Consider the following 22,696-nt stretch of genomic DNA (forward strand, 5'->3'; position numbering starts at 1 on the left):
TAATTTTTAAAAAGTGGCTTACATAAAGAAAGAAGAATACGACGAGCAGATAACCGGCGAGATGGCCGTGGCATATAAAAATATTTTGAACCTGATAGGTGAAGACGCCGAGAGGGAAGGACTTCTTAAAACACCCGAAAGAGTAGCCAAAGCTATGCAATACCTTACCCAGGGCTACTCACAGAACGCAGTAGACATACTTAACTCTGCCAAGTTCCACGAAGACATCAGTGAAATGGTGATTGTAAAAGATATTGAACTCTACAGCCTATGCGAACATCATATGCTGCCATTCGTTGGAAAAGCGCATGTGGCCTACATTCCAAACGGCTGGATTACAGGGTTGAGCAAGATAGGGCGGGTGGTAGATGTGTATTCAAAACGCCTGCAGGTGCAGGAAAGGCTTACGGTACAGATACTGGACGCCATTAAAGAAGCGCTGAACCCCATAGGAGCAGCAGTGGTAATCGAAGCCAGGCACATGTGTATGATGATGCGTGGCGTAAGCAAACAAAATTCCATAACCACCACTTCTGCATTCTCAGGCGAGTTTCACAAAGACAGGACACGTAGCGAGTTTTTAAGGCTTATCCGTTCAAACCCGCTTCAGTAAAACTTTTGACGAAGCAATACATAATTATGTATCTTTCACACCAATACGGCTAAGTATCAGGCAAACATTAAAAAAGATATACGAATGAAACGCTCCTGATAATGTTTCCGCACAAAGGGGAATGTATAATCAGAGCGTCCACGAGACAAAAACATTAGCCGCAGAGCGGCGCACTTAAAATTATACCGAATGAAACGCTCCTGATAATGTTTCCGCACAAAGGGGAATGTATAATCAGAGCGTTCCACGAGACAAAAACATTAGCCGCAGAGCGGCGCACTTAAAATTATACCGAATGAAACACGCATATGTATTCCCCGGCCAGGGATCTCAATTCACCGGGATGGGAAAAGAATTGTATGAAAATAATGCTGAAGCAAAAGCTTTATTTGAAAAGGCAAATGAGATACTCGGATTTCGCATCAGCGATATTATGTTCAACGGTACGACAGATGAGCTGAAAGAAACAAAAGTAACCCAGCCTGCTATTTTTATACATTCGGTTGTTGCATTCAAATGCGCCGGAAATTTGCAGCCAGACATGGTTGCAGGTCATTCGCTCGGCGAATTTTCTGCCCTGGTAGCTAATGAAACGTTGTCTTTTGAAGATGCGCTGCGGCTTGTAAGCATTCGCGCGCAGGCTATGCAGAAAGCCTGTGAGCAAAACGCTTCTACTATGGCTGCCGTACTGGCTTTACCGGATGATAAAGTGGTGGAGATATGCAATAAAGTACAGAATGAAACAGGCGAAATAGTAGTAGCTGCTAATTTCAATTGCCCCGGTCAATTGGTTATCAGCGGATCGCAGAAGGGTATTGAAAAAGCCTGTGAGGAAATGAAGGCAGCAGGAGCAAAACGAGCATTGGTATTGCCTGTAAGCGGTGCGTTTCACTCGCCATTTATGGAGCCCGCCAGGGAGGAGCTCGCTAAAGCCATAAACGAAACCACTTTCAGAGAGCCTGTAGTACCTGTTTACCAAAATGTAGCTGCAATTCCGGTAACTAACCCGGATGAGATAAAGTCTAACCTCATTGCCCAGCTTACAGGCGCCGTAAAATGGACGCAGAGTGTAGAAGCTATGATAGCAGACGGCGCTGCACGCTTCACAGAAGCAGGGCCCGGCAAAGTTTTACAGGGGCTGATCAGCAAGATCAATAAAGAGGTTGCTGTTGACGGCATCGGAGGCTAATTTATTTGTAGCTGCAAGCCGTCGTACGCCAGGTGCATGTGAGGCGGCAGCTCATTTTCAACCGCTTCATGTAAGCCAAGCTGGTGGCTGATGTGTGTAAAATAAGCTTGTTTTACTTCAAGGGTCTCCGCCAGCGCTACAGCTTCGCTCAACGTAAAATGCGATATGTGCTTTTGTTTGCGCAAAGCCGTAACTACTAATGTTTCAGTACCTTTCAACAGTTCAAGCTGGTCATCTTCAATTTTATTTACATCGGTTAAGTACGCAAAGTTCCCTATCCGGAATGCTTTTACGGGTAAGAGATAGTGCCAGGCTTCTACAGGTAAGAATGCTATGTCGCCTGTAATAAAAGTTTTATTCTTTTCAATAGTATGCATCTCCAGTTCAGGTACGCCGGGATATTTATGATCGCTGAAAGCATAGTCAAACTCACGCTTCAGCCCATTTTGCGTTAAAGCATCTGCATACAATTGCATGGGTTTTTTCTGAAAGAAATTATAGGCACGCACATCATCCAGCCCGGCTATATGATCTTTATGGGCGTGTGTGTACACAACGGCATCTAATTTTTTATTATTAATGCGCAGCATCTGCTGCCGGAAATCCGGGGTGGTGTCAATTACAACAGTCGTAGTAGCAGACTCAATCAGGATGCTGCTGCGCAGCCGTTTGTCTTTGAGATTTTCAGAGCGGCATACCTCACAGTCGCAACAGATCATCGGCACGCCGCTGCTGGTGCCGGTGCCGAGAAAAGTTATTTGCATGCCGCTGGTATCCATCCTTTAAAATTACATTTTATTTCATAAAACCTTTACCCAATTTTCGAGCATTTGCTTACCGTTGGGGGTCATGTAAGATTCCGGGTGAAACTGCACGGCAGAAATCGGGTATTTTTTATGCCGTAGCGCCATCACCACACCTTCCGCAGTTTGGGAAGTGATCTCAAGACAATCCGGGAATTTATTTTTAGCTGCTGCCCAGGAGTGATAAAGCCCGGCCAGTACAGGCTGTTGTATATTTTTGAAAAGCACGTCTTCCGCTAATAAAAATATCGCTGACTGCTTTCCATGTTGCACGCTGTCAAGATTGTACAAAGCGCCACCGAAAAAATGTACAATATGCTGCAGGCCAAGGCATATGCCCAGTATAGGTTTCAGCGTGTAAAACTTTTTCAGCAGTTCATATACGGCAGGGTAATCCTGGGGCAGGCCCGGGCCGGGAGATAATACTATTGCATCATAGCTGCTGCACATATTCAAATCAAAGTTGCCAACATTTAGCACATTCACCTCCACATCCTGTATTTCTTCAAAAAGCTGAACAAGATTAAAAGTAAAAGAATCGTTATGGTCAATTATTAATATTTTTGTCTGCATAATATTATTCCTGCCTGATGACAAAGAAAATCATTTTTGATAAAATGAATGAATTGTACAATAAGAAAATCCCTTTTTTCTTTATTGTTGATTATGAAAAAACAGCAGGTGAAGTAATTCCGCTCAGCGAGCTTGCACAATACGGCATCTATTATTCAGCCCCGGGGCAAAGCAATATTGATTTCCAGGCCAGACATGCGGAAGCGCTGTTGTGGCGCGTGTTTCCGGTATCCAAACAAGATTACAGGCCACAGTTTAATAAGGTGATGCAGGAAATAAAAAGCGGCAACACTTACCTGCTAAACCTTACCTGCGCCGCAAAAGTGGAAACCAATTATACCTTGGAAGAATTATTTTATGCCGGAAACGCAAAATATAAATTATATTACAAAGATCATTTTATACATTTTTCTCCAGAGCCTTTTGTGGTAACAGCACAGGACAGGATTTGTTCCTATCCCATGAAAGGCACTATTGATGCGGCATTGGAGCATGCCGAAGAACACATCATCAATGATACGAAGGAATTGAATGAACAGTTTACCATTGTAGACCTTATCCGCAACGACCTGAGCATGGTAGCCGCAAATGTACGCGTAGACAAATTCCGGTACATAGAAAAAATTACTACCAACAACAAAACGCTGCTTTCTGTAAGTTCAAAGATCAGCGGAACACTACGCGAAGAATACCGCCACAAGCCCGGCGACCTGTTTGATAAATTGCTGCCCGCCGGATCTATTTGTGGTGCACCTAAGCAAAAAACAATTGAGATTATTGCGAATACCGAAACACACCGGCGCGGGTTCTATACAGGTGTCTGGGGAATATTTGATGGTGAAAAAATTGATAGTTGTGTAATCATTCGCTACCTTCAAAGAGAAAATAATAACCTTATTTTCAAGAGTGGCGGAGGCATCACCTGCAACAGCAGGTTACAGGCAGAATACCAGGAAATGATTGATAAAATTTATGTACCGGTTTATTGAATCCATCAGATACGGGCAAGGCCGCATGCCATTGCTTTCGCTGCACCAGCAACGTTTTGAGCTGACGCAACGAGCAGCTTTCGGCGCCGTACTTCATCCGCCTCTTGAACAAATCATCTGTAAGGAGGCAGCCAACATATCCTTTGCAGAAGATACTGTATATAAATGCCGCGTTGTTTATTCCCTTTCACAAATTGATATAACTTTTGAAAAGTATGCCCGCAAAGTGATTGAGCGCCTGCGCATAAAAATTGATGACACCATCGACTACAGTTATAAGTATGAAGACAGGAGTAAAATAAATAAGCACCTTACAAACGTAAAGGAAAACGAAGATATCCTCATCGTGAAAAAAAACCTGTTGACAGACAGCTCATTTGCCAACATAGCTTTGTACGACGGAGTGCGCTGGTTTACGCCGAAGTACGCACTGCTGGAAGGTGTGCAGCGCAGGCACTTATTGTCGACAGGCAAGATATTCACAAAAGATATTTACATGAAGGATTTACCTAAATTTGAAAAGATAAAATTGTTTAATGCTCTTGTGAACTGGGAAGAAGCCTGGCAGCTAAACATTAGTGACATTTTACTCTGAACCATAAAAAAACAAAATGGCCATAAGCAATGCATAAGATCATACGAAATAACCATACAGATCAAGAATCTATAGCAACCGGAAAAAGAATTGAATCTAAAAAGCTGGTTATTCTGTGTGACAATTAAAAGCAGCCGCAAAGCGGCGAACTAAAAAATACACACATTAAATCAACAGCATTGATGCGTGCATTTAAAAAAAATAAATACTAATGAAAAAAGAAAGGTACTATTCGCTGGACGTATTCCGCGGCATGACGGTAGCGCTGATGATCCTTGTAAACAACCCCGGCTCCTGGTCGCACATCTATGGGCCGCTGAAGCACGCGCCCTGGAACGGCTGGACGCCGACCGACCTGGTGTTCCCGTTTTTCCTGTTTGCTGTGGGCAATGCGCTGTCATTTGTGATGCCGCGCCTGCGCGCATCAGGTGAGAAGGCTTTCCTCAGGAAAGTTTTCAAACGTTTCCTGCTCATATTCATTATCGGCTTGCTGCTCAACTGGTACCCGTTTGTAAAATGGGATGGGGAAAGCCTGGTATTCAAAGCATGGGAAAATGTGCGCATCATGGGCGTGTTGCAACGAATTGCCATTGCTTACCTGTTCGCAGCGTTGATCATCTATTATTTTAAAAATAAGGGCGCCGCCATGATCAGTGTTGTTATACTGGCTGTGTATGCCATGATCTGTTATTACAACAATGCCGGTGTAAATGAATATATTTTCGGCGCAGATTTCGACAAAGCTATTTTGGGAGAATCGCACATGTACCGCGATGGCGGGAAATACTTTGACCCCGAAGGGCTGGCCAGCAGCCTTACACCCATTGTGCAGGTTATATTCGGCTATTTTGTTGGCTGGTACATTCAATGGAAAGGCAAAAATATGGCAATGGTCAGGAACCTTTTGCTGGCCGGGCTGTTCCTGGTGGGTGTGGCCTATTTGTGGGACATCGTTACACCCATCAACAAAAAAATATGGACCAGCAGCTATGTTTTGCTCACAACCGGCCTGGCTACTTCCCTGATCGCGATCATCATCTGGATGATCGAGTTCAGAAACTGGCGCGGCGCCTGGAGCAAATTCTTCAACGCATTTGGAAAAAATCCATTGTTTATTTTTGTGTTGAGCGGTTTGCTGCCCAAAACGCTCGCGCTGTTCCGCATTGCAGACGGCTTCAAAGACGACGGCACACAGAAATACCTGACCCCCCTGGGCTGGTTTTACAAGTACGTCTGTAAACCGCTTTTTGCCAATGAGAACAACGCATCACTGTTGTATGCCCTGGTATTCATTACCTTCATGTGGCTGATCGTCTGGTGGATGGATAAAAAGAAAATTTACATTAAAGTATAAGCACACTTACTTTAATATACGCACCACTTTCACAAAATGGTCTTTGTAATAGCCGCTAAAGTCACTGATGATCACGCCAATGTTGCGGCTTGTAGCAGCATGAATAAACTTTAAGCTATCTCGGTCATTCTCCGTTACAATGCCTATGTGGCCAATTTTACTGTGGTCCGAGCCGGTAAACAGGATCAGGTCGCCGGGCTTTGCATGCTTTAGGGAGACTTCTTTGCCTACGTTTTCGTATTCATAGGAAGAGCGCGGCGGGTTGATGTTAAACCTGGTAAGCACATGGTACACAAACCCTGAACAGTCAAAACCGTTCACCGGGTTGATGGAACCGTATTTGTAAGGGGTGCCGATAAAGGATTTTGCATAATCCAGCAGCTCTTTCCTATTGATATCCAGCGGCTCGGAAATAGTTTTTGCCGTAGAATAGGTTTTGGTTAGGGACTCTGCGGCTGCCCTGGAAGCTTTCCTGGAAGAGGAGCAGGAGCTTAAAAACAATAAAGCGCTGAAAGCAAAAAGCAGGTAGGTTCTCATAATCGCATGGCATTAAAACTTAAAGATAAAAAAATAGCAGCCATTTGTATGACTGCCGTATATCTTTTAGGTTAATCTTAATTTGGCCTGTACACGATCGGGTTGCGCCTGAAACTTTCTTCCAGAGAGATCAGCGTCTCTGTACGGTCAATCCCCTTAATGTTCTGAAGCTGCTCGTGCAATACATGTTTAAGTTGAATGATGTCTTTGCATACAATTTCTACAAACATGCTGTAGTTGCCCGTAGTGTAGTTAAGGCGGATAACTTCCGGTATCTGCTTAATGTCGTTGGCTACGGATTCATACAATGAACTTTTCTCCAGGTAGATACCTACAAAAGCTATCACATCGTAGCCGAGTGAGCGCATATCTACCGCCAGGCGTGTACCCTTTACAACTCCGAACTCCTGTAATTTTTTTATCCTTACGTGAATAGTACCGCCTGAAACCGATAAACGCTTGCCTAAATCTGCATAGGATATCTCCGCATTCTCCATCATTGATTGAATAATCTGCAAATCAAGATGGTCTAAATTTAATTTATGACTCATTTTGTTTAAGAAAAATTAATAGAATTGTATATATTTTTCAAAGGTAAAGATATTATTTTAAGATTATAATAATTTTTAGAAAAAAATATTGAATTATTTTTAATAACTTTTAAAGTATATGTTTTCAGCAAGTGCAATCATAATCCATGGTTATCAATTTTTTATTTGCCCGGCCAATGAATACAGGCAGTCATTACCAATAAAAAAAGCTGACAGGTACTGTCAACTTTTTTTATCTATTTCGGCTGGACAATGCCGTAGAAATTGATTGTTTCTTTCTGGTAGCTGATAATATTTAAAGTGGCATAGCCTGATGCAGATACCGTCAGGAACATTTGCTGCACTTCCCTGCTGTCCCGCGGGAGAAAGGTTAGTTCAGTATTCCCTTTCCTGTCTTTACCGGCTTTTATATCAAAATCGGTTGAAGTAAATTTAATACCGCCTTTTGTAGGATCCATCGGCGCCTGGTATGCTCTTCCGAAGAAGGGAAGGTGTACATCTAATGTATCCGGCCGGACTTTTACTTCGTAGCCCGCATTGAGATGATATATCTGTCCGGCATTGGGAAATAGCTGCGATATCCTGTAATCACGGGGCACAACCTGTTGGGCCTCGAAAGTAAATGTACGGTTGTTGAGTGCATTTTTTAATTCAGCAGATACCACTGCCGTATTCTTTGGTGTGGAACAGCATGAGAAAACAATTGCCAGCACCAGCGTTATGATCAGGTTTCGTTGCATCGGTATATTTTTTTAACAGGTCGAATAAAAATCTTTCCTCCCTTACCTGCGGTCTTTAATAATCCTTGTAGCTTGTCTCTGATAATTGCTGCAAAGCAGATGCCAATTGCTCATCGTTGGGCGCTACACCATGCCATTTATGCGTGCCTTCCATAAAGTCAACTCCTTTGCCCATATCTGTCTTCATCAGAATCACTACCGGCCTGCCATTGCCCAACAGGGTTTTGGCTTCGTTCAGCTTATTGATCACTTCCTGCAGGTCATTGCCATTTTCCAGGTTCAGCACCTGCCAGTTAAATGCGTGGAATTTTTCATTGAGATCACCGATATCCATTACTTTCTCAGTAGGCCCGTCTATCTGCTGGCCGTTCCAGTCAACAGTTAGTATCAGGTTATCTGCACGAAGGTTCGGTGCAGACATGATAGCTTCCCAATTCTGTCCTTCCTGCAATTCGCCATCGCCGCAGAGTACAAAAACGGTATGGTTGTCGTTATTGTATTTTTTAGCTAAAGCAGCGCCAATCGCTACACTCAGCCCTTGCCCGAGAGAGCCGCTCGCCACACGTATGCCGGGTAAGCCATCGTGTGTGGTGGGATGCCCCTGTAAGCGGGAATTGAGCTTACGGAAAGTTCCCAGTTCAGCCACATCAAAATAGCCGGCTCTTGCCAGTGTGGAATAAAATACCGGTGAGATATGCCCGTTGCTCAGGAAAAATATATCTTCTCCTACTCCGTTTATATCAAAACCTTCTTTTCTCTTCATCACCTCAAAATATAAAGCAACAAAGTACTCCACGCAACCCAGTGATCCGCCCGGATGGCCACTGTTAACCGCGTGTACCATTCTTACAATATCTCGCCTGATCTGTCTTGAAAGCTCCTGCAACTGTTGAATATCTGCCATAATTATGATTATAATCTTTTGCTCAAAGATAAAGTAAATGCATTGATTATTTAAAAAAGTTTAGATTGCCGCCTGCCAAAAACCAAGTTTTTTTAATTAGTTTTGTTACAATAAAAAATGAACTTATGTCTGAAGAAATAGCAAACGTTGTTGACCATTGTGAGTCTTCCATGAAAAAAGCAATCGTGCACCTGGAAAATGAACTGTTAAGAGTAAGGGCAGGCAAGGCTACGCCCGCCATGATCGACGGGGTGTCTGTAGAATATTACGGCAGCCCCACACCCATTGCACAGGTGGCAAACGTGAGTGTACTTGATGCGCGTACCATCAGTATTCAGCCCTGGGAAAAAAATATGCTTGGCGCTATTGAAAAAGCAATTATGGCTGCCAACATTGGCATCACGCCCCAGAACGATGGCGTGCAGATACGACTGTACCTGCCGCCGCTGACAGAAGAAAGAAGGAAGGAGCTTTTTAAAAAGGCAGCCCACGAAGGCGAGAATGCCAAGATCGCTATCAGAAACATTCGCAGAGATGCATTAGAACATATTAAAAAGCAGCAAAAAGAAGGACTCAGCGAAGACTTGGCTAAGAACATTGAAAAAGAAGTACAGGATATTACGGATAAATACACCCATCTGGTAGATAAAGAACTGCAGCGGAAAGAAAAAGAAATGATGGCTGTATAAATTTTCTGATCCTGCTTGAATAGCAGGATTTTTTTAATCATTTATTTCAATGTAATAGAATAGTTTTGAAATGAGCCTTAAGCAAAGTTGCTGCCAACTGAAATGATTATATGGTGAAACGAGCTAATTCCATGCAGCAAACAGAAAAAGTTACATATTAACACATGAATATTCATAAAGATTAAGAATCTATACCAACCGCGGATGAATAAAGGCTATTCCATGTTACCATTAAAAACAGCCGCAAAGCGGCGCACTAAATAAATACATATATGAAATAACCATAAAGATTAGGAATCTTTACCAACCGCGAATGAATATGGGATCTAAAAAAATGGTTATTCCATGTGGCAAACAGAAAAATGAAAAAACAAATAAATACACACATGAAAACATTTTTTGTACTGGCGTTTGTTGCCGTTGCCGGCTTCATGCTCTCTATAGGCTGTAAACCTCTATCAACAGCTACAAGCCGCGAAAACATTACGTTTGAGACACATATAGCTCCCGTGCTCACCAAATATTGCACGAAATGCCACTCAGAGTTTACAGGTAAAACAGTTGTGGCAGATAAACTGCCCGCTATGATACATGCAATAGAAAGCGGTATGATGCCTCCTGATGGCGATAAGCCAAACACGCAAGAGATCGCCTTGCTGAAAAACTGGGATAAGCGCAAATAAGCTGACTGTAAAAATAATATCATTTGTAGCATAAATATCGAAATAACTTACATTTGTAAAATAAAAAACCAAATCTAACTATGGAAAATGAAATCAGGGATACATTTCAGGAGATGAAAGCGGGCGCTCAGAATTTTGTTCAAAGCAAAGAAAATAAAAAAGTACTTGCCGGCATTCTCGGGATTCTTTTCGGCTCACTCGGAATTCACAAATTTGTACTGGGCTACACCAAAGAAGGGCTGATACTTTTAGGTGTCACGGTATTGGGTTGGGCAACCTCTATATTGCTCATCGGGCTTGCGTTTGTGTGGATACCCGGGCTTATCGGGCTGATTGAGGGCATTATCTACCTCACTAAATCAGATGAAGAATTTTACAACACTTACCAGGTGGGCAGAAAGCCGTGGTTTTAAATGAAATTCGCCGGAATACAGTAAGGCTTTTAAGCAGGAAGAGGTTATAATATTTACAGCTGTTTTAGTTTTTTGGTATGAAGTGAGCGCATAGCAGGAAATTTTTTACTGTAAATATGATTATTCAATGCCGTCTTTGCATCAACCCGGATTTTACAGAATTTTGTGGGTAATTTACCACCTAATATTTATTTGGCTGTATATGATTAGTTTTAATCCAGTTGCAGATTAAGAAATAGTAGCAGGCATCCTTCCTTGAATGCACAAGAACTCCAAAAGCACAACTGCCGGTCAATTTCATTTTTAGATTAGATAAAATTGTGTTTATTTTGCCGACAAAACCACAAAGTAATATGTTACCTCAATACAAGAGAGTCCTCCTTAAGCTATCCGGCGAATCTTTAAAATCTCCCAACAGTACAGAACCATTTGATCCTAAGATTATTGAGCAGTATGCATTTGATATAAAAGCCATAACGGATCTGGGTGTACAGGTAGCAGTGGTGATTGGCGCAGGTAACATTTACAGAGGCATGAACGAAGCTGAAAGCGGCATTGAGCGCGCGCATGGCGATTATATGGGCATGCTGGCTACGGTTATCAATGGCATGGCTATGCAGGCAATGCTTGAAAAAATCGGTGTATTCACCCGACTGCAAAGCGCATTGCAGATGGATCAGGTGGCAGAGCCATATATCCGCAGAAGAGCCATCAGGCACCTGGAAAAGCACAGGGTAGTGATCTTTGGCGCCGGTACGGGAAATCCTTATTTTACCACAGACACAGGCGCTTCGCTGAGAGCCATCGAAGTAAAAGCAGATGTGATCCTGAAGGGTACACGTGTTGACGGCGTTTATACAGCAGATCCTGAAAAAGACAAATCAGCTACCAAGTACAGTAAAATCTCCTATAAAGAATGCCTGGACAAAAATCTCAAAATAATGGATGCTACAGCATTTACCCTTTGTATGGAACATAAAATGCCTATCATTGTATTTAATATGAACAAGTCGGGCAACCTGTTGAGGGTAGTTGAAGGCAGGAACGTTGGTACGAAAGTATACTAAACGTCATTCAATTTTGCAGTTTAAAAATAGTGCTGTAACTTTGCACTCCATTATTTAAAATACACGGCAAAATCCGTGTTGCCTAAAAAATACAAAAATGAAAAAAGGTATCCATCCCGAGAACTACAGGCTTGTAGTTTTCAGAGACATGAGTAACGGGCATGAATTTTTATCACGCTCTACTGCCGCAACCAAAGAAACAACCGTTTTTGAAGGTGTTGAATATCCGGTAATCAAACTGGAGATATCTAACACTTCCCATCCTTTCTATACCGGTAAAAATGTGTTGGTTGACACTGCGGGACGTATTGATAAATTCAAAAAACGTTACGAGAAAAAGAAATAATTGCTAGGCAGTTATAACGTATTGAAGCCTTTCAAATGATATTTTGAAAGGCTTTTTTATGTAATTTTTAAAAAAAGGCTATTTTTGGCCTTCGGCTAATCCGGCTCAAGAAGTTAAAGAAGATTTGTATGGCATTATTCAACAATAAAAAAAGAAATAATACCTCCGCGCTGATTGAGCAGGCCATTCAGGATAAACTTGATCTGCAGATATTTGACTATACCACCGGCCTTGACCTGCTGGTAGATTTCTTTAAAATGATCAGGCCGCGCAGGGCAGCCGATATCAGGCGCGCAGAAGCATCTCTTTACGAAGCTGCGGCCATGCTTGATGAGCATCCTGCACTATCCAAAAATATCCATACCGCCATTTTATCACAACTGATCAATACAGACCTGGTGCCGGCGCTTACCGAAAGCGGCTCATTGCTCTCCAAGGGTTTTTCGCAGGAGTTTGCCAAGCGCATCAACCAGAAGTTCCTCCCCGCATTGCAGTCGCCGAAAGATTTCCTGTTTGTGATCAACAGGATCTTTTACCGGAAGAATGATTACCTGTGGGTAGAGAATATCAGCAATGAGGCCTGGGGTTTTTTGTTTAAAAGCATTGGTATTGAAGCAAGCCAGAACAATGTGGCGCTCCGGAAGCAGCTGCTGGCTGCTTTGGAAATATTGTCCTACCGCATGGTAAACCAGGGGCTCGACCCGGATATGATCCGCTACATGCCGGAAGAGTACAATGGCAGCAACCCGTTTGTGGATCAGAACCTGATACTGCTGAAATTAATTGACCTCTACAACACCAAGAACGATAATGAATACCTGCATGAACTGGCATTCCGCAGGCTGAAAGACGCCATGGCGCTTGCTTCCAAATGCCTGGAGGAAACCCGGGAACTGCAAAGAGTACATGGGGCAAGCCTTTCACTTACTTACAGTACGCTGGTGATAGAGTTTTGCCTCAAGCGTATGAAGATATTGATCGACGGTATAGATAATGATCAGCAGTTTCAGACTGCCCGCTTTGTGAATTTCTTTAAAGAGCTTGTGCACAGCGAAAAGCTCAAGAACAGCCTGCGCGCCTTATTCTCCCAAAGCTTTGGCTATGTAGCCTACCAGATTGCGGTACACAAGGGCTACAAGGGCGTAAAATATATTACCACCACGTGGAAAGAATATATGAAAATGATTGTGGCATCTATGTGGGGCGGACTGATCATTTGCTTTGTGGCCATATTCAAAAGTATTATGGGCTTTTTTCACATGCCGCCCTTTTTGCAGGGCATTGCCTACAGTATCAACTATGCCATAGGCTTTGTTGCCATTGAAGAAACTCATTCATCACTTGCTACCAAACAGCCTGCTTTTACCGCAAGCGCAGTAGCCAGTTCATTTGATACCAAAAAAAGCGGCGACCCCAACCTGTACCAGCTGGCTGTAACGGTGGGGAAGGTTTTTCGCAGCCAGGCGGCTTCTTTTTTTGGAAACCTGCTGGTGGTTTTCCCCGGTACTTATTTCTTGGCTTATTTGTATGATGTGATCACAGGCAATAAGCTGGTAAGCGGCTCGGCTGCCTATAAAATGCTTGAAGACCAGCACCCGCTGCACAGCCTGAGCCTGCTGTACGCTTGTAATACCGGCATTTTCCTGTTTCTGAGCGGCATCATTGCCGGCTATGTGCAAAACAGGATGCAATTCGGCCGTGTGGGCAAACGGATTGAACAGCACCCGTTGTTGCGGGCAAACTTCAAAACCGGAAGGCTGGCAAAATGGGGCAACTATGTGGAGCATCATTCCGGTGCGCTGATAGGTAACATCTGCCTGGGTTTTTTCCTGGGTATGAGTAATGTGGTCCCGAAAATTTTCGGTATCTATTTCGATATCCGCCACATTACTATCTCTTCGGCCAATGTATCCATCGGCGCTTATGGTTTGGGCCTTAAAAATATTCCGCCGGATTATCTGCTCGTAGTGATCTTAGGAGTGCTGGGCATTGGCTTCTTTAACTTCGCGGTAAGCTTTATCCTGGCATTTATTGTTGCTGTGCGTTCTCGTGGTGTGCAGCTCAAGGACTATCCCCAGTTTTTCAGGGTGCTCACAAGTTATTTCTTTATGAATCCGTTGAATTTTATTATTCCGCCGAGGAGCAAAAAAAGTGAAAGAATCCTGCAAAGGATTGCCAGGGAAAGAGATTCCTGACCATGTTCGCAGGTGAGGTAATTAGCCTTTATCAATTCATGTGCTCCCTGTTTTATGTGTGTATTCTTATGTTTTTAAGTTGCTGCATGGAGTAAACATCTTCTTGGATTCAATACTCTTTCCCGGTTGGTAGATGCTCAATCTTTATGTTTATTGCACGTTAATGATAGTACCAGAAGAACATCATGGAGCAGATGCCGGTAAGCATTACAGTTTTTACCAGCGAGCTGGCTTCGTGGAAATCTTTTGGTGAGCCGGCCCTGTTTACAGCTTTGTATGCCGATACAAGCGGTGCAATCACAAAAACAACGATGTAGGCCATGCCAAGCCACCACCTGAATTGCAGGATGTAAAATAATAATATCAGCAGCAGGCCTATTAATATAAACAGCCAGATATAGATAAATATTTTGCTGGCCGGTATGCCGAAAAGGATAGGAAAGGTACGGCAATTGTACCTTCTGTCGCCTTCCATATCTTCCATGTCTTTGATCATTTCCCTTACCAGTGAAATAATAAAGGCAAAGCTTACGTATAAGATGGTAACGCGGGTAATGGTAGCCACGTGTGCTTCCGAAAAGCCTGCTATCAATGTTTTTGTTTCGGCAAAAGTCACCACGCCTACGGTCCATGCAGTCAGCAGGGAAATAACAATGTTGCCCGATAGCGGTTTTCTTTTCAAGACAATGGAATACACAAACAACAAAACGGCACAGCCCAGGTTGGTAAGCCCGATAAAATAGGTATCAGCCTTACGGTCAAGGTAAAACCCGATTGCCACGCCCAGGATACTTAACACAATGTGGCTGGATATGGCCCAGTGCCTGTGGATGTATTTGCCAATGATTACTTTGCCGGGCTTATTGATCACATCAATGTTCAGGTCGAAATAATCGTTGATGATGTTGCCTGCCCCTGCGATAAATACAGAGGAGAGCATAAGTAAAGTAAGGTAAAGAAAGTTAAGGTTTGGGGTTACCTGCTGCCTTTCGTAAACAGGGTACAGCACTGCATAGAAAAAAAGGTATTGTGTAAGCGCTATGAACACCAGGTTGGGCCAACGTACCAATGCAAAAAACGCTTTTACTTTTTTCACTGTTGTTTTATTTTGAAGCAATATTTGTATGCAGTTCCCAATCGCCGCGCAGCTTTAATACTTTTTCAATCACGTCCCTTACGCATCCTTCGCCGCCTTTTGCGGGCGATATATAATCAGAAATAATTTTTATTTCTTCCACTGCATCAGAAGGGCAGGCTTTTATGCCGCAATGCAGCATCACATCCCTGTCGGGAATATCATCGCCCATGAAAAGTGCCTGCTGCAGATCTATATGTGCCGATTCAGCCAGCATTTTCAGGCATTTTTCCTTGTCTTTTACCCCCATGAAAATATGCTGAATGCCCAGTTGTACAAATCTTTTATTGGCTCCGGGATAAATCCCTCCTGAAATGATCACCAGGTTATATCCTTTTTGGGCTGCAAGCTGCAGCGCAAAGCCATCTTTGGTATTCATACTCCTCGCCATCACGTAATCTTCTTTTTCGCCGTGTTGAGGCACAATAAAGACTTTACCATCGGTGAGCACACCATCCATATCAAAAACAAAGGTATTCACAGTTTTAAGCGCTGCCAGGATATTCATGCGGCAAAGGTAGCCAGTAAAAAGAGATTGTCAAAAAGGAAGAATGATAAACCCGCTAATGCGTTGAGGTCACTTCATCAAAAAGCCTGCGATTTTTGTCTTTACCTTTGTAAACGTTTATCAATTTTACGATCCATATATAAGTGATCGGTATCAATGAGAGAGAATTAGCGAGAATAAGCGGGAAATCGTTGAGCATTATACCATAAACCAGCCATAGTGTTATAGCTACCTCAACAATACAATACATGGCTAGCGAGATACTGTGTGTATCGCCTGTTTTAAAAACCTTGTATGCTTGAGGGAATTGATTAAGCGTAGATAGTATGGCAGCTGATGTGCCTACAATATTTAATGCGTTTAATTCCATGTTAGCTTGTTTTATGAATAATATGTTTATCGTAGATTTTTTTGTCAAAAGCATAGAATTTTGCAGGCTTGTGCGCTACACCTTTCTGTTTTTCTGAAAGCTCTTTTACATAAGGCATTGCCAGTAATACTTTCCTGCGAAAATTTCTCCTGTCAAGTTTTTTTTCGAGTAAAAGTTCATAAATATTATGAAGCTGAGCCAGTGTGAACTTAGCAGGAAGTAATTCAAATACCAACGGTTGATGCTCAATATCTTTTTTTATTTGTTCCCGTGCTTTTTGCAGTATTTCTTCATGATCAAAGATAAGGTTCTGTACATCATGGATGTTTACCCACGTAGCCTCGGGTATGAGGTGCTGATTCTCCATTACGCCTTTCTTTACAAAAGAATAAAATCCCACTGTAATAACTCTTTCCGATATAAGCCCCCTGTTTTTTATCCATGCAAAGTCTACTTCATTACGTTTTAGCCTGTCAAGACTGCTGAATACCCAAAATTGTTTCATGAAAATGTCGCGGGCTCCCGTTTGCTCAAACAATATTCTCTCAGCAGTATTTTCTATGATCTCATTCATGAAAGGATGGTCTCCCGGTAATTTATATTTGTTATAAGTTTTTCCGTTGAGGAGAATCTTTTCTTGTCTTAATAATATTTTTATCTGGTTCCCGTCAAAACTGAAAAGCGCACAGTCTACAGAAAGATTAGGAATAACTTCTCGGTTCATGATAAAATTTCACAACGTTAATATTACACAAACATACAAATAACTTATTTGAGAGTAGCAAATAATAACTGTTAAATAGATAGTAGCCTTACCTAAAAGCATCTTAAATAAAAGTTATCATTGTTTTAAAAAAAGTTAACAAAAATTTGGAGATGTGAATTTTTTTTCTTCACTTTGTGTAGTAAATGTCAAAACGACGCAAAGTACTTTTTTAAAATGATGAAAAAACTATATCGTTTCTTAGATCTGGCCTTTATTGCAATAATCAGCTTATGTTCAGCAGAAGTGCAGGCACAAAAAGAAAGTGTACAGACCTCTATAGAAAAGACACTGGCTGCAATGACTTTGGAGGAGAAGGTTGGACAAATGGCTCAAATTACGCTCGATGTGATAGCCGAGGGTGGTAACAGATATGCAAGTTCAGAGCCGCTAAGATTGAATAAAAAAGAGCTTGAGAAGGCATTACTTAAATATCACGTAGGTTCTATATTAAATACTACGAACAACCGGGCAAGAACTCCGGAAGTTTGGAATAAAATAATTGCTGAGATACAGGATATAGCTATAAATAAAAGCAGAATGAAAATTCCGGTAATTTATGGTATAGACGCTATTCATGGTGCTACCTATTCCGTAGGTGCTACTATGTTTCCACAACAAATAGCACTGGCTGCTACTTTTAATCCACAACATGCTTTTGAAACTGCAAGAGTCACAGCCTATGAAACGCGTGCCTGCGGTATAGCATGGAATTTCTCTCCTGTGCTTGATATTGGTGCCGATCAGCGTTTTTCAAGACTATTTGAGAATTTTGGAGAAGATCCATATCTGTCTTCCGTAATGGGCGAGCAGATGGTTAAAGGTTACGAAGGGGGCAACATAGCAGATCCTCACCATGTGGCATCTTGCATTAAACATTTTTTAGGCTATAGTGTGCCGCGTTCCGGAAAAGATCGTACGCCTGCATACATTCCTTATCACCAACTGTTAGAATATCATGTACCTCCTTTTCGTAAGGCGATTGATGCAGGTGCAAAAACTGTTATGATAAATTCGGGACTCATCAATGATATTCCAGTACATTCAGATAAGGCAGTTGTTACAGGGTTACTGCAGCAAAAGTTAGGTTTCAGCGGGCTGATAGTCTCTGACTGGAACGACATTGAAAATCTTATGCGCCGCGATCATGTAGCTGCCAATATGAAAGAAGCAATTGCTCTGGCAGTAAATGCAGGAATTGATATGTCCATGATACCTTATCAGTATGAAGAGTTCTGCGATAATCTTGTAGCGTTGGTAAAAGAAGGTAAAGTAAAACAGGAGCGGATTGATGACGCTGTAAGAAAAATCGTTAAATTGAAATATGAGCTCAATTTGTTTCAACAACCTATAACATACATAAAGGATTATCCTGATTATGGGTCTGCTAAATTTGCCCGGCTGTCTTATAACGCCGCGGCAGAAGCAATTACCTTACTAAAAAACGAGAAACAAATTTTGCCTTTAAAGAAAGGAGCTAAAATTTTAGTTACGGGTCCTAATGCAAACAGTATGCGGCCTATAAACGGTGGATGGAGTTATTCCTGGCAGGGAGAGAAAACAGATGAGTTTGCCAAAGATTATAATACTTTCTTCGAAGCCATTGCTAATGAATTTGGCACGCAGCACGTACAGTATATTCCCGGAGTTTCTTATAGTAAAGAAATTGAATATTACAAGCAATATAAGGACCAGTTCAATTTGATAGCAAATGCTGTTCGTAGCTCAGACGTAGTGATCGTTTGTATTGGAGAAAACTCTTATACGGAAAAGCCAGGCGATCTAAGCGATTTATCATTAAGTGACCTGCAGGTAGAGTTAGTGAAAGAAGTGGCTAAAGGCGGAAAGCCTGTTATTTTGATTCTGAACGAAGGGCGGCCGCGTGTGATCTCAAAAATCGAGCACCTTGCAGATGTTATTATACAAACATATTTACCCGGAAATTATGGTGGTGATGCTTTAGCAGACATATTGAGCGGAAAGATAAACCCGTCTGGAAAATTGCCATATACTTATCCAGGAGCGCCCAGTTCACTTATCAATTATTATCATAAACCTTCTGAAGCCCAAGAGAAAATGGAAGGCGCCTATAACTATCAGAGTACGCCTGAATCGCAATATCCTTTTGGGTTCGGATTAAGTTACACTACATTTAAGTACGACAATCTAACGGTGGATAAAAATGTTTTTTCTATTAACGATGAAATTAACATAACGGTAGATGTCAGCAACATTGGTAAAAATGCCGGTAAAGAGGTGGTCATGCTATTCTCTTCAGATATGGTGGCTTCTCTTACCCCAGATATAAAACGGTTAAGGAGATTCGAGAAAATTGAGCTTGACAAAGGAGAAAAGAAAACAGTGCATTTTAAAATAAAAGCTGCTGAGTTAGGCTTCATTGGTACAGATGGCTTACTTAAGCTAGAGCCCGGAGAATTTAATTTACAGATAGAAAAGCTGTCCAGGAAAATCAGGCTAAAGTAAAGGTGCGATGTGATGGTTCAATAATAGCATAGGATGCGTTTATGTGACTGCTGCAATGCAATATTTTTAGTTATTTCAAAAGATAAAAAAATGAAACAAAGCTTGATACTATTTGCTCGTACCGATAGATACCGGGAGGAAATGTATAAGCCGGGTTCAATTACCTCCATTAAAACATTAAAAAATATACGGATGAAAAAAAATAAAAATGCTTTTAGCAAAAGCTTGGGCTTATTGCTTATGTGCAGTTTCTGTATGGTACTTACCACTGCTATGGCGCAAAGAATCAGGGTGGCCGGCACTGTTACAGATACGCGCAATGTGCCATTAATCAGCGCTAACATTGTAATTAAAGGCACCAACACTGGCGCTATTACAAATAGCGAAGGCGCTTACACTTTAATGGCAGGAACGTCTGATATATTGGTATTTTCTTATCAGGGAATGAAATCGCAGGAAATAGCGATAGACGGCCGAACAACTATAAATGTGCAAATGGAAGAAGAAGATGCTTCGCTTGAAGACGTGGTAGTTATTGGTTACGGAACCGTAAGAAGGAAAGACGTAACGACAGCAGTTTCTACCGTTTCTCTCAAAGATTTGGAAGAACGTCCGATAACTTCAGCAGCACAAGCTATACAAGGAAAAGCTCCAGGTGTGCAGGTATTACAACCTAATGGGCAGCCAGGCGCCGGCATCGTAGTTCGTGTACGTGGCAATACTTCAATCACTGCCAGTAATGATCCGCTTTATGTGGTGGATGGGGTGCCCACAAACGATATCGACTTTCTTGCGCCAGGAGACATTGCCTCTATGCAAATACTTAAAGATGCATCTTCTGCTGCTATTTACGGTTCGCGTGCTTCAAACGGTGTAGTGCTTATTACTACGAAAGAAGGTAAAAAAGGTGCTGCAAAAGTAGGATTGAATACGTATGTTGGAAATTCCCATGTTATCAAACAATTAAAATCGTTGAATGTATCGCAATATAAAGAGCTGATGGATGAAATGGGAACCATTCACTTACCTGACGGGCTAATGGACAGAACCGATTGGTTCAGAGAAACATTTCGCCCGGGCCTTAATCAGAATTATCAGTTAAATCTTTCAAGTGGAAACGATAAAATGCGTTACTTTTTATCCGGTGGATATACAGATGAAAAAGGCGTCATCAACGTGGCTTATTACAAACGCTATAACTTGCGTGCCAATCTTGAAAACAATATAAAAAGCTGGTTAAAAATCAATACCAATATTGCTTATTCTGATTATTCCGGCAATGGTATTATCACCGGTACCGGCGCAGCGCGGGCAGGAGTAATATTATCTGTGATCAATACACCAACATATGCTCCTATTTGGGATAGCGTGCACCAGGGACAGTATTACAATAATTTTTACGGAGCTAATATTACACATCCCGTGGAAAATATATCCAGAACTTCAGATAATAAATCCAATCACAATCGCTTATTGGGCTCTGTGGTTGCAGAGGTTTCACTTTTGCCTTCACTGAACTTTAAAACAAGTAATACGATAGATCGTGTATACTATCATGCTACTACATTTCTTGATCCTCTAAAAACAGGATATGGAAGGTCGGAAGGAGGAAGAGCAACAGATTCACGATCATTAAGTACTATTCTTACCTTTGATAATATTCTTACCTTCGATAAAAGTTTCGGTTTGCATTCATTGAATTTGATGGGTGGCACTTCGTATACCGCTTCAACATGGCAGAATGCATATATGTTAGGTTCTTTTTACAGAACAGGATATTCTCCCAAAACCCTCGATGCTGCCAATAAAATAGACCCATATGCTACTGGGACAAATGCATCTGAATGGGCATTGATGTCATATATCGGCAGAATTTCTTACAATTACAACAGTAAATACCTGGCTACTATTAATTTACGTTCAGACGGATCATCAAAATTATCTCCTGAACACCGTTATGGGTTTTTCCCTTCCGTGTCTGCGGCATGGCGCATATCTGCAGAAGATTTTATGTCTGAAGTAAAATGGATAAATGATATGAAGCTACGGGGAGGTTGGGGCAAAACCGGAAATCAGTCCGGCATAGGAGATTATGCCTATTTGGAAATGTACAATATACAACGTATAGCCTGGTGGTTAAAGGGAAATGAAAGAGCAGTTGTAAATATAAGCCCTGCAAACATGCGCAACCGCGATCTTACCTGGGAAACAACCACACAAAGCAATGTTGGTATAGATATGTCGGTCTTAAACAACAAGCTCTCATTTACCGCAGATGCTTATTATAAATATACTACTAATCTGTTGATGAATGTGCCTTTGCCAAGCGGGTTAGATTTCGGCAGTATCTATCGTAATGAAGGCGAAATGGAAAACAAAGGCTTGGAATTTGGTATCCGGTCTACTAACATTTCTAAAAATGAGTTTGTGTGGAATACAGAATTTAATATGTCATTCAACAGGAATAAAGTCACCAAACTGTCACTGCAAAAAATATACTATTATGCCAGCACATCCGAAGCAACCAGTGAAAATGTTGTTCGCATGACCGTAGGTCAGCCTTTGGGTATGTTCTGGGGCTATATAAGCGAAGGTGTGGATCCTGAAACAGGAGATCTTCGTTTCAAAGACCTTGATGGAAACGGGCGCATTACCACAGGCGATAAAACCTATATAGGTAACCCCAATCCGGACTTCACCTGGGGTATGACTCACACGTTTTCATACAAAGGGCTGAACTTGAATATATTCTTCCAGGGTTCGCAGGGTAACGATATTTACAATGCATCGCGCTATGAGACAGAAGGCATGTATAATGCCAATAATCAATCCACGGAAGTTCTGCGCCGTTGGCGTATTCCGGGGCAGATAACAGATATACCGCGAGCTTCAACGGGTACAGACAACCTGCGCGCTTCTACGCGTTTTGTAGAAGACGGCAGCTATGCAAGATTAAAGTCCCTTACACTTTCTTATGATATTAAAGCACGTATTTTAGAGAAATGGAAAATTACCCGTTTACAGCCTTACGTTACTGCACAGAATCTCTTTACCATTACAAATTATAAAGGCTTTGATCCGGAAGTAAATCAATATGGTGGAAGTGCCACCGTACAGGGAATCGACTGGGGTACCTATCCACAGGTTAAGACTTTTATTGTAGGTGTAAATATTGATTTGTAAAAATAAAAATAG

At 41.9% G+C, this 22,696-nt stretch carries 23 protein-coding genes; 13 read left to right on the top strand and 10 right to left on the bottom strand.

Going from position 1 to position 22,696, the window contains the following annotated elements; translation table 11 throughout:
- Positions 1 to 13: 13 nt before the first annotated feature.
- The gene (gene folE / locus OD355_RS02400) at positions 14 to 613 is read left to right on the top strand and encodes a GTP cyclohydrolase I FolE (RefSeq protein ID WP_449768877.1); all 600 of its coding nucleotides are present in this window, start codon (positions 14 to 16) and stop codon (positions 611 to 613) included.
- 295 nt (positions 614 to 908) lie between these two features.
- Positions 909 to 1,802 (top strand): ACP S-malonyltransferase, encoded by an 894-nt coding sequence (gene fabD, locus OD355_RS02405; protein ID WP_263036850.1) that lies wholly within the window; start codon positions 909 to 911, stop codon positions 1,800 to 1,802.
- On the opposite strand, the gene OD355_RS02410 is transcribed toward fabD, so the two are convergent.
- Positions 1,799 to 2,581 (bottom strand): MBL fold metallo-hydrolase, encoded by a 783-nt coding sequence (locus OD355_RS02410; RefSeq protein ID WP_263036851.1) that lies wholly within the window; start codon positions 2,579 to 2,581, stop codon positions 1,799 to 1,801. The genes fabD and OD355_RS02410 overlap by 4 nt on opposite strands.
- A 21-nt stretch (positions 2,582 to 2,602) precedes the next feature.
- A complete protein-coding gene (locus OD355_RS02415; RefSeq protein WP_263036852.1) occupies positions 2,603 to 3,178 on the bottom strand; it encodes an anthranilate synthase component II in 576 nt (191 codons plus the stop codon).
- Between the two features lie 17 nt (positions 3,179 to 3,195).
- Between OD355_RS02415 and OD355_RS02420 the strand changes: the two genes are divergently transcribed.
- The 3 genes from OD355_RS02420 to OD355_RS02430 all read left to right on the top strand — a co-directional run bounded on the left by OD355_RS02420 (position 3,196) and on the right by OD355_RS02430 (position 6,116).
- Positions 3,196 to 4,167: an aminodeoxychorismate synthase component I gene (locus tag OD355_RS02420; RefSeq protein ID WP_263036853.1), complete on the top strand. Its 972-nt coding sequence runs from the start codon at positions 3,196 to 3,198 to the stop codon at positions 4,165 to 4,167.
- Positions 4,151 to 4,762: an aminotransferase class IV gene (locus OD355_RS02425; protein WP_263036854.1), complete on the top strand. Its 612-nt coding sequence runs from the start codon at positions 4,151 to 4,153 to the stop codon at positions 4,760 to 4,762. Before OD355_RS02420 ends, OD355_RS02425 begins: the two co-directional genes overlap by 17 nt.
- Positions 4,763 to 4,973: 211 nt before the next feature.
- Positions 4,974 to 6,116: an acyltransferase family protein gene (locus tag OD355_RS02430; protein WP_263036855.1), complete on the top strand. Its 1,143-nt coding sequence runs from the start codon at positions 4,974 to 4,976 to the stop codon at positions 6,114 to 6,116.
- Positions 6,117 to 6,122: 6 nt separating this feature from the next.
- Here OD355_RS02430 and OD355_RS02435 read toward each other — a convergent pair whose 3' ends face one another.
- From OD355_RS02435 to OD355_RS02450, 4 genes are all read right to left on the bottom strand, one after another.
- The gene (locus OD355_RS02435; protein WP_263036856.1) at positions 6,123 to 6,653 is read right to left on the bottom strand and encodes a C40 family peptidase; all 531 of its coding nucleotides are present in this window, start codon (positions 6,651 to 6,653) and stop codon (positions 6,123 to 6,125) included.
- Positions 6,654 to 6,730: 77 nt separating this feature from the next.
- Positions 6,731 to 7,204 (bottom strand): Lrp/AsnC ligand binding domain-containing protein, encoded by a 474-nt coding sequence (locus tag OD355_RS02440; RefSeq protein ID WP_263036857.1) that lies wholly within the window; start codon positions 7,202 to 7,204, stop codon positions 6,731 to 6,733.
- A gap of 236 nt (positions 7,205 to 7,440) precedes the next feature.
- Complete coding sequence (locus OD355_RS02445) at positions 7,441 to 7,944, bottom strand: DUF4251 domain-containing protein (RefSeq protein WP_263036858.1); 504 nt, start codon at positions 7,942 to 7,944, stop codon at positions 7,441 to 7,443.
- A 55-nt stretch (positions 7,945 to 7,999) separates the two neighbouring features.
- Positions 8,000 to 8,848 (bottom strand): transketolase, encoded by an 849-nt coding sequence (locus tag OD355_RS02450; protein ID WP_263036859.1) that lies wholly within the window; start codon positions 8,846 to 8,848, stop codon positions 8,000 to 8,002.
- A gap of 125 nt (positions 8,849 to 8,973) precedes the next feature.
- Between OD355_RS02450 and frr the strand changes: the two genes are divergently transcribed.
- The 6 genes from frr to OD355_RS02480 all read left to right on the top strand — a co-directional run bounded on the left by frr (position 8,974) and on the right by OD355_RS02480 (position 14,241).
- Positions 8,974 to 9,537 (top strand): ribosome recycling factor, encoded by a 564-nt coding sequence (frr, locus tag OD355_RS02455; protein ID WP_263036860.1) that lies wholly within the window; start codon positions 8,974 to 8,976, stop codon positions 9,535 to 9,537.
- A gap of 386 nt (positions 9,538 to 9,923) precedes the next feature.
- On the top strand, positions 9,924 to 10,220 hold the full coding sequence (locus OD355_RS02460; RefSeq protein WP_263036861.1) for a hypothetical protein: 297 nt from the start codon (positions 9,924 to 9,926) through the stop codon (positions 10,218 to 10,220).
- An 80-nt stretch (positions 10,221 to 10,300) separates the two neighbouring features.
- Positions 10,301 to 10,633: a TM2 domain-containing protein gene (locus OD355_RS02465; protein ID WP_263036862.1), complete on the top strand. Its 333-nt coding sequence runs from the start codon at positions 10,301 to 10,303 to the stop codon at positions 10,631 to 10,633.
- Positions 10,634 to 10,986: 353 nt separating this feature from the next.
- A complete protein-coding gene (pyrH, locus tag OD355_RS02470; RefSeq protein ID WP_263036863.1) occupies positions 10,987 to 11,700 on the top strand; it encodes a UMP kinase in 714 nt (237 codons plus the stop codon).
- A 97-nt stretch (positions 11,701 to 11,797) separates the two neighbouring features.
- Positions 11,798 to 12,046 carry a type B 50S ribosomal protein L31 gene (locus OD355_RS02475; RefSeq protein WP_263036864.1) on the top strand — a complete coding sequence of 83 codons (249 nt, stop codon included), beginning with the start codon at positions 11,798 to 11,800 and terminating at the stop codon, positions 12,044 to 12,046.
- Positions 12,047 to 12,174: 128 nt separating this feature from the next.
- A complete protein-coding gene (locus tag OD355_RS02480) occupies positions 12,175 to 14,241 on the top strand; it encodes a site-specific recombinase (RefSeq protein ID WP_263036865.1) in 2,067 nt (688 codons plus the stop codon).
- A gap of 160 nt (positions 14,242 to 14,401) precedes the next feature.
- Here OD355_RS02480 and OD355_RS02485 read toward each other — a convergent pair whose 3' ends face one another.
- From OD355_RS02485 to OD355_RS02500, 4 genes are read right to left on the bottom strand one after another with little or no spacing between them, the layout of a single operon-like run.
- Positions 14,402 to 15,337: a geranylgeranylglycerol-phosphate geranylgeranyltransferase gene (locus OD355_RS02485; RefSeq protein WP_263036866.1), complete on the bottom strand. Its 936-nt coding sequence runs from the start codon at positions 15,335 to 15,337 to the stop codon at positions 14,402 to 14,404.
- A gap of 7 nt (positions 15,338 to 15,344) precedes the next feature.
- The gene (locus tag OD355_RS02490; RefSeq protein ID WP_263036867.1) at positions 15,345 to 15,884 is read right to left on the bottom strand and encodes a KdsC family phosphatase; all 540 of its coding nucleotides are present in this window, start codon (positions 15,882 to 15,884) and stop codon (positions 15,345 to 15,347) included.
- Between the two features lie 55 nt (positions 15,885 to 15,939).
- The gene (locus OD355_RS02495; RefSeq protein WP_263036868.1) at positions 15,940 to 16,254 is read right to left on the bottom strand and encodes a SemiSWEET family sugar transporter; all 315 of its coding nucleotides are present in this window, start codon (positions 16,252 to 16,254) and stop codon (positions 15,940 to 15,942) included.
- A 1-nt stretch (position 16,255) separates the two neighbouring features.
- Positions 16,256 to 16,978, bottom strand: coding sequence for an NUDIX hydrolase (locus tag OD355_RS02500; protein WP_263036869.1), 723 nt, complete (start codon positions 16,976 to 16,978; stop codon positions 16,256 to 16,258).
- Positions 16,979 to 17,194: 216 nt separating this feature from the next.
- Here OD355_RS02500 and OD355_RS02505 point away from each other — a divergent pair, with 216 nt between their 5' ends.
- On the top strand, positions 17,195 to 19,501 hold the full coding sequence (locus OD355_RS02505; protein WP_263036870.1) for a glycoside hydrolase family 3 N-terminal domain-containing protein: 2,307 nt from the start codon (positions 17,195 to 17,197) through the stop codon (positions 19,499 to 19,501).
- Between the two features lie 192 nt (positions 19,502 to 19,693).
- A complete protein-coding gene (locus tag OD355_RS02510) occupies positions 19,694 to 22,684 on the top strand; it encodes a SusC/RagA family TonB-linked outer membrane protein (protein WP_263036871.1) in 2,991 nt (996 codons plus the stop codon).
- The last annotated feature ends 12 nt before the right edge of the window (positions 22,685 to 22,696 follow it).

This window comes from Haoranjiania flava (assembly GCF_025631005.1).
In the GTDB taxonomy this organism is placed as follows: Bacteria; Bacteroidota; Bacteroidia; order Chitinophagales; family Chitinophagaceae; genus Haoranjiania; species Haoranjiania flava.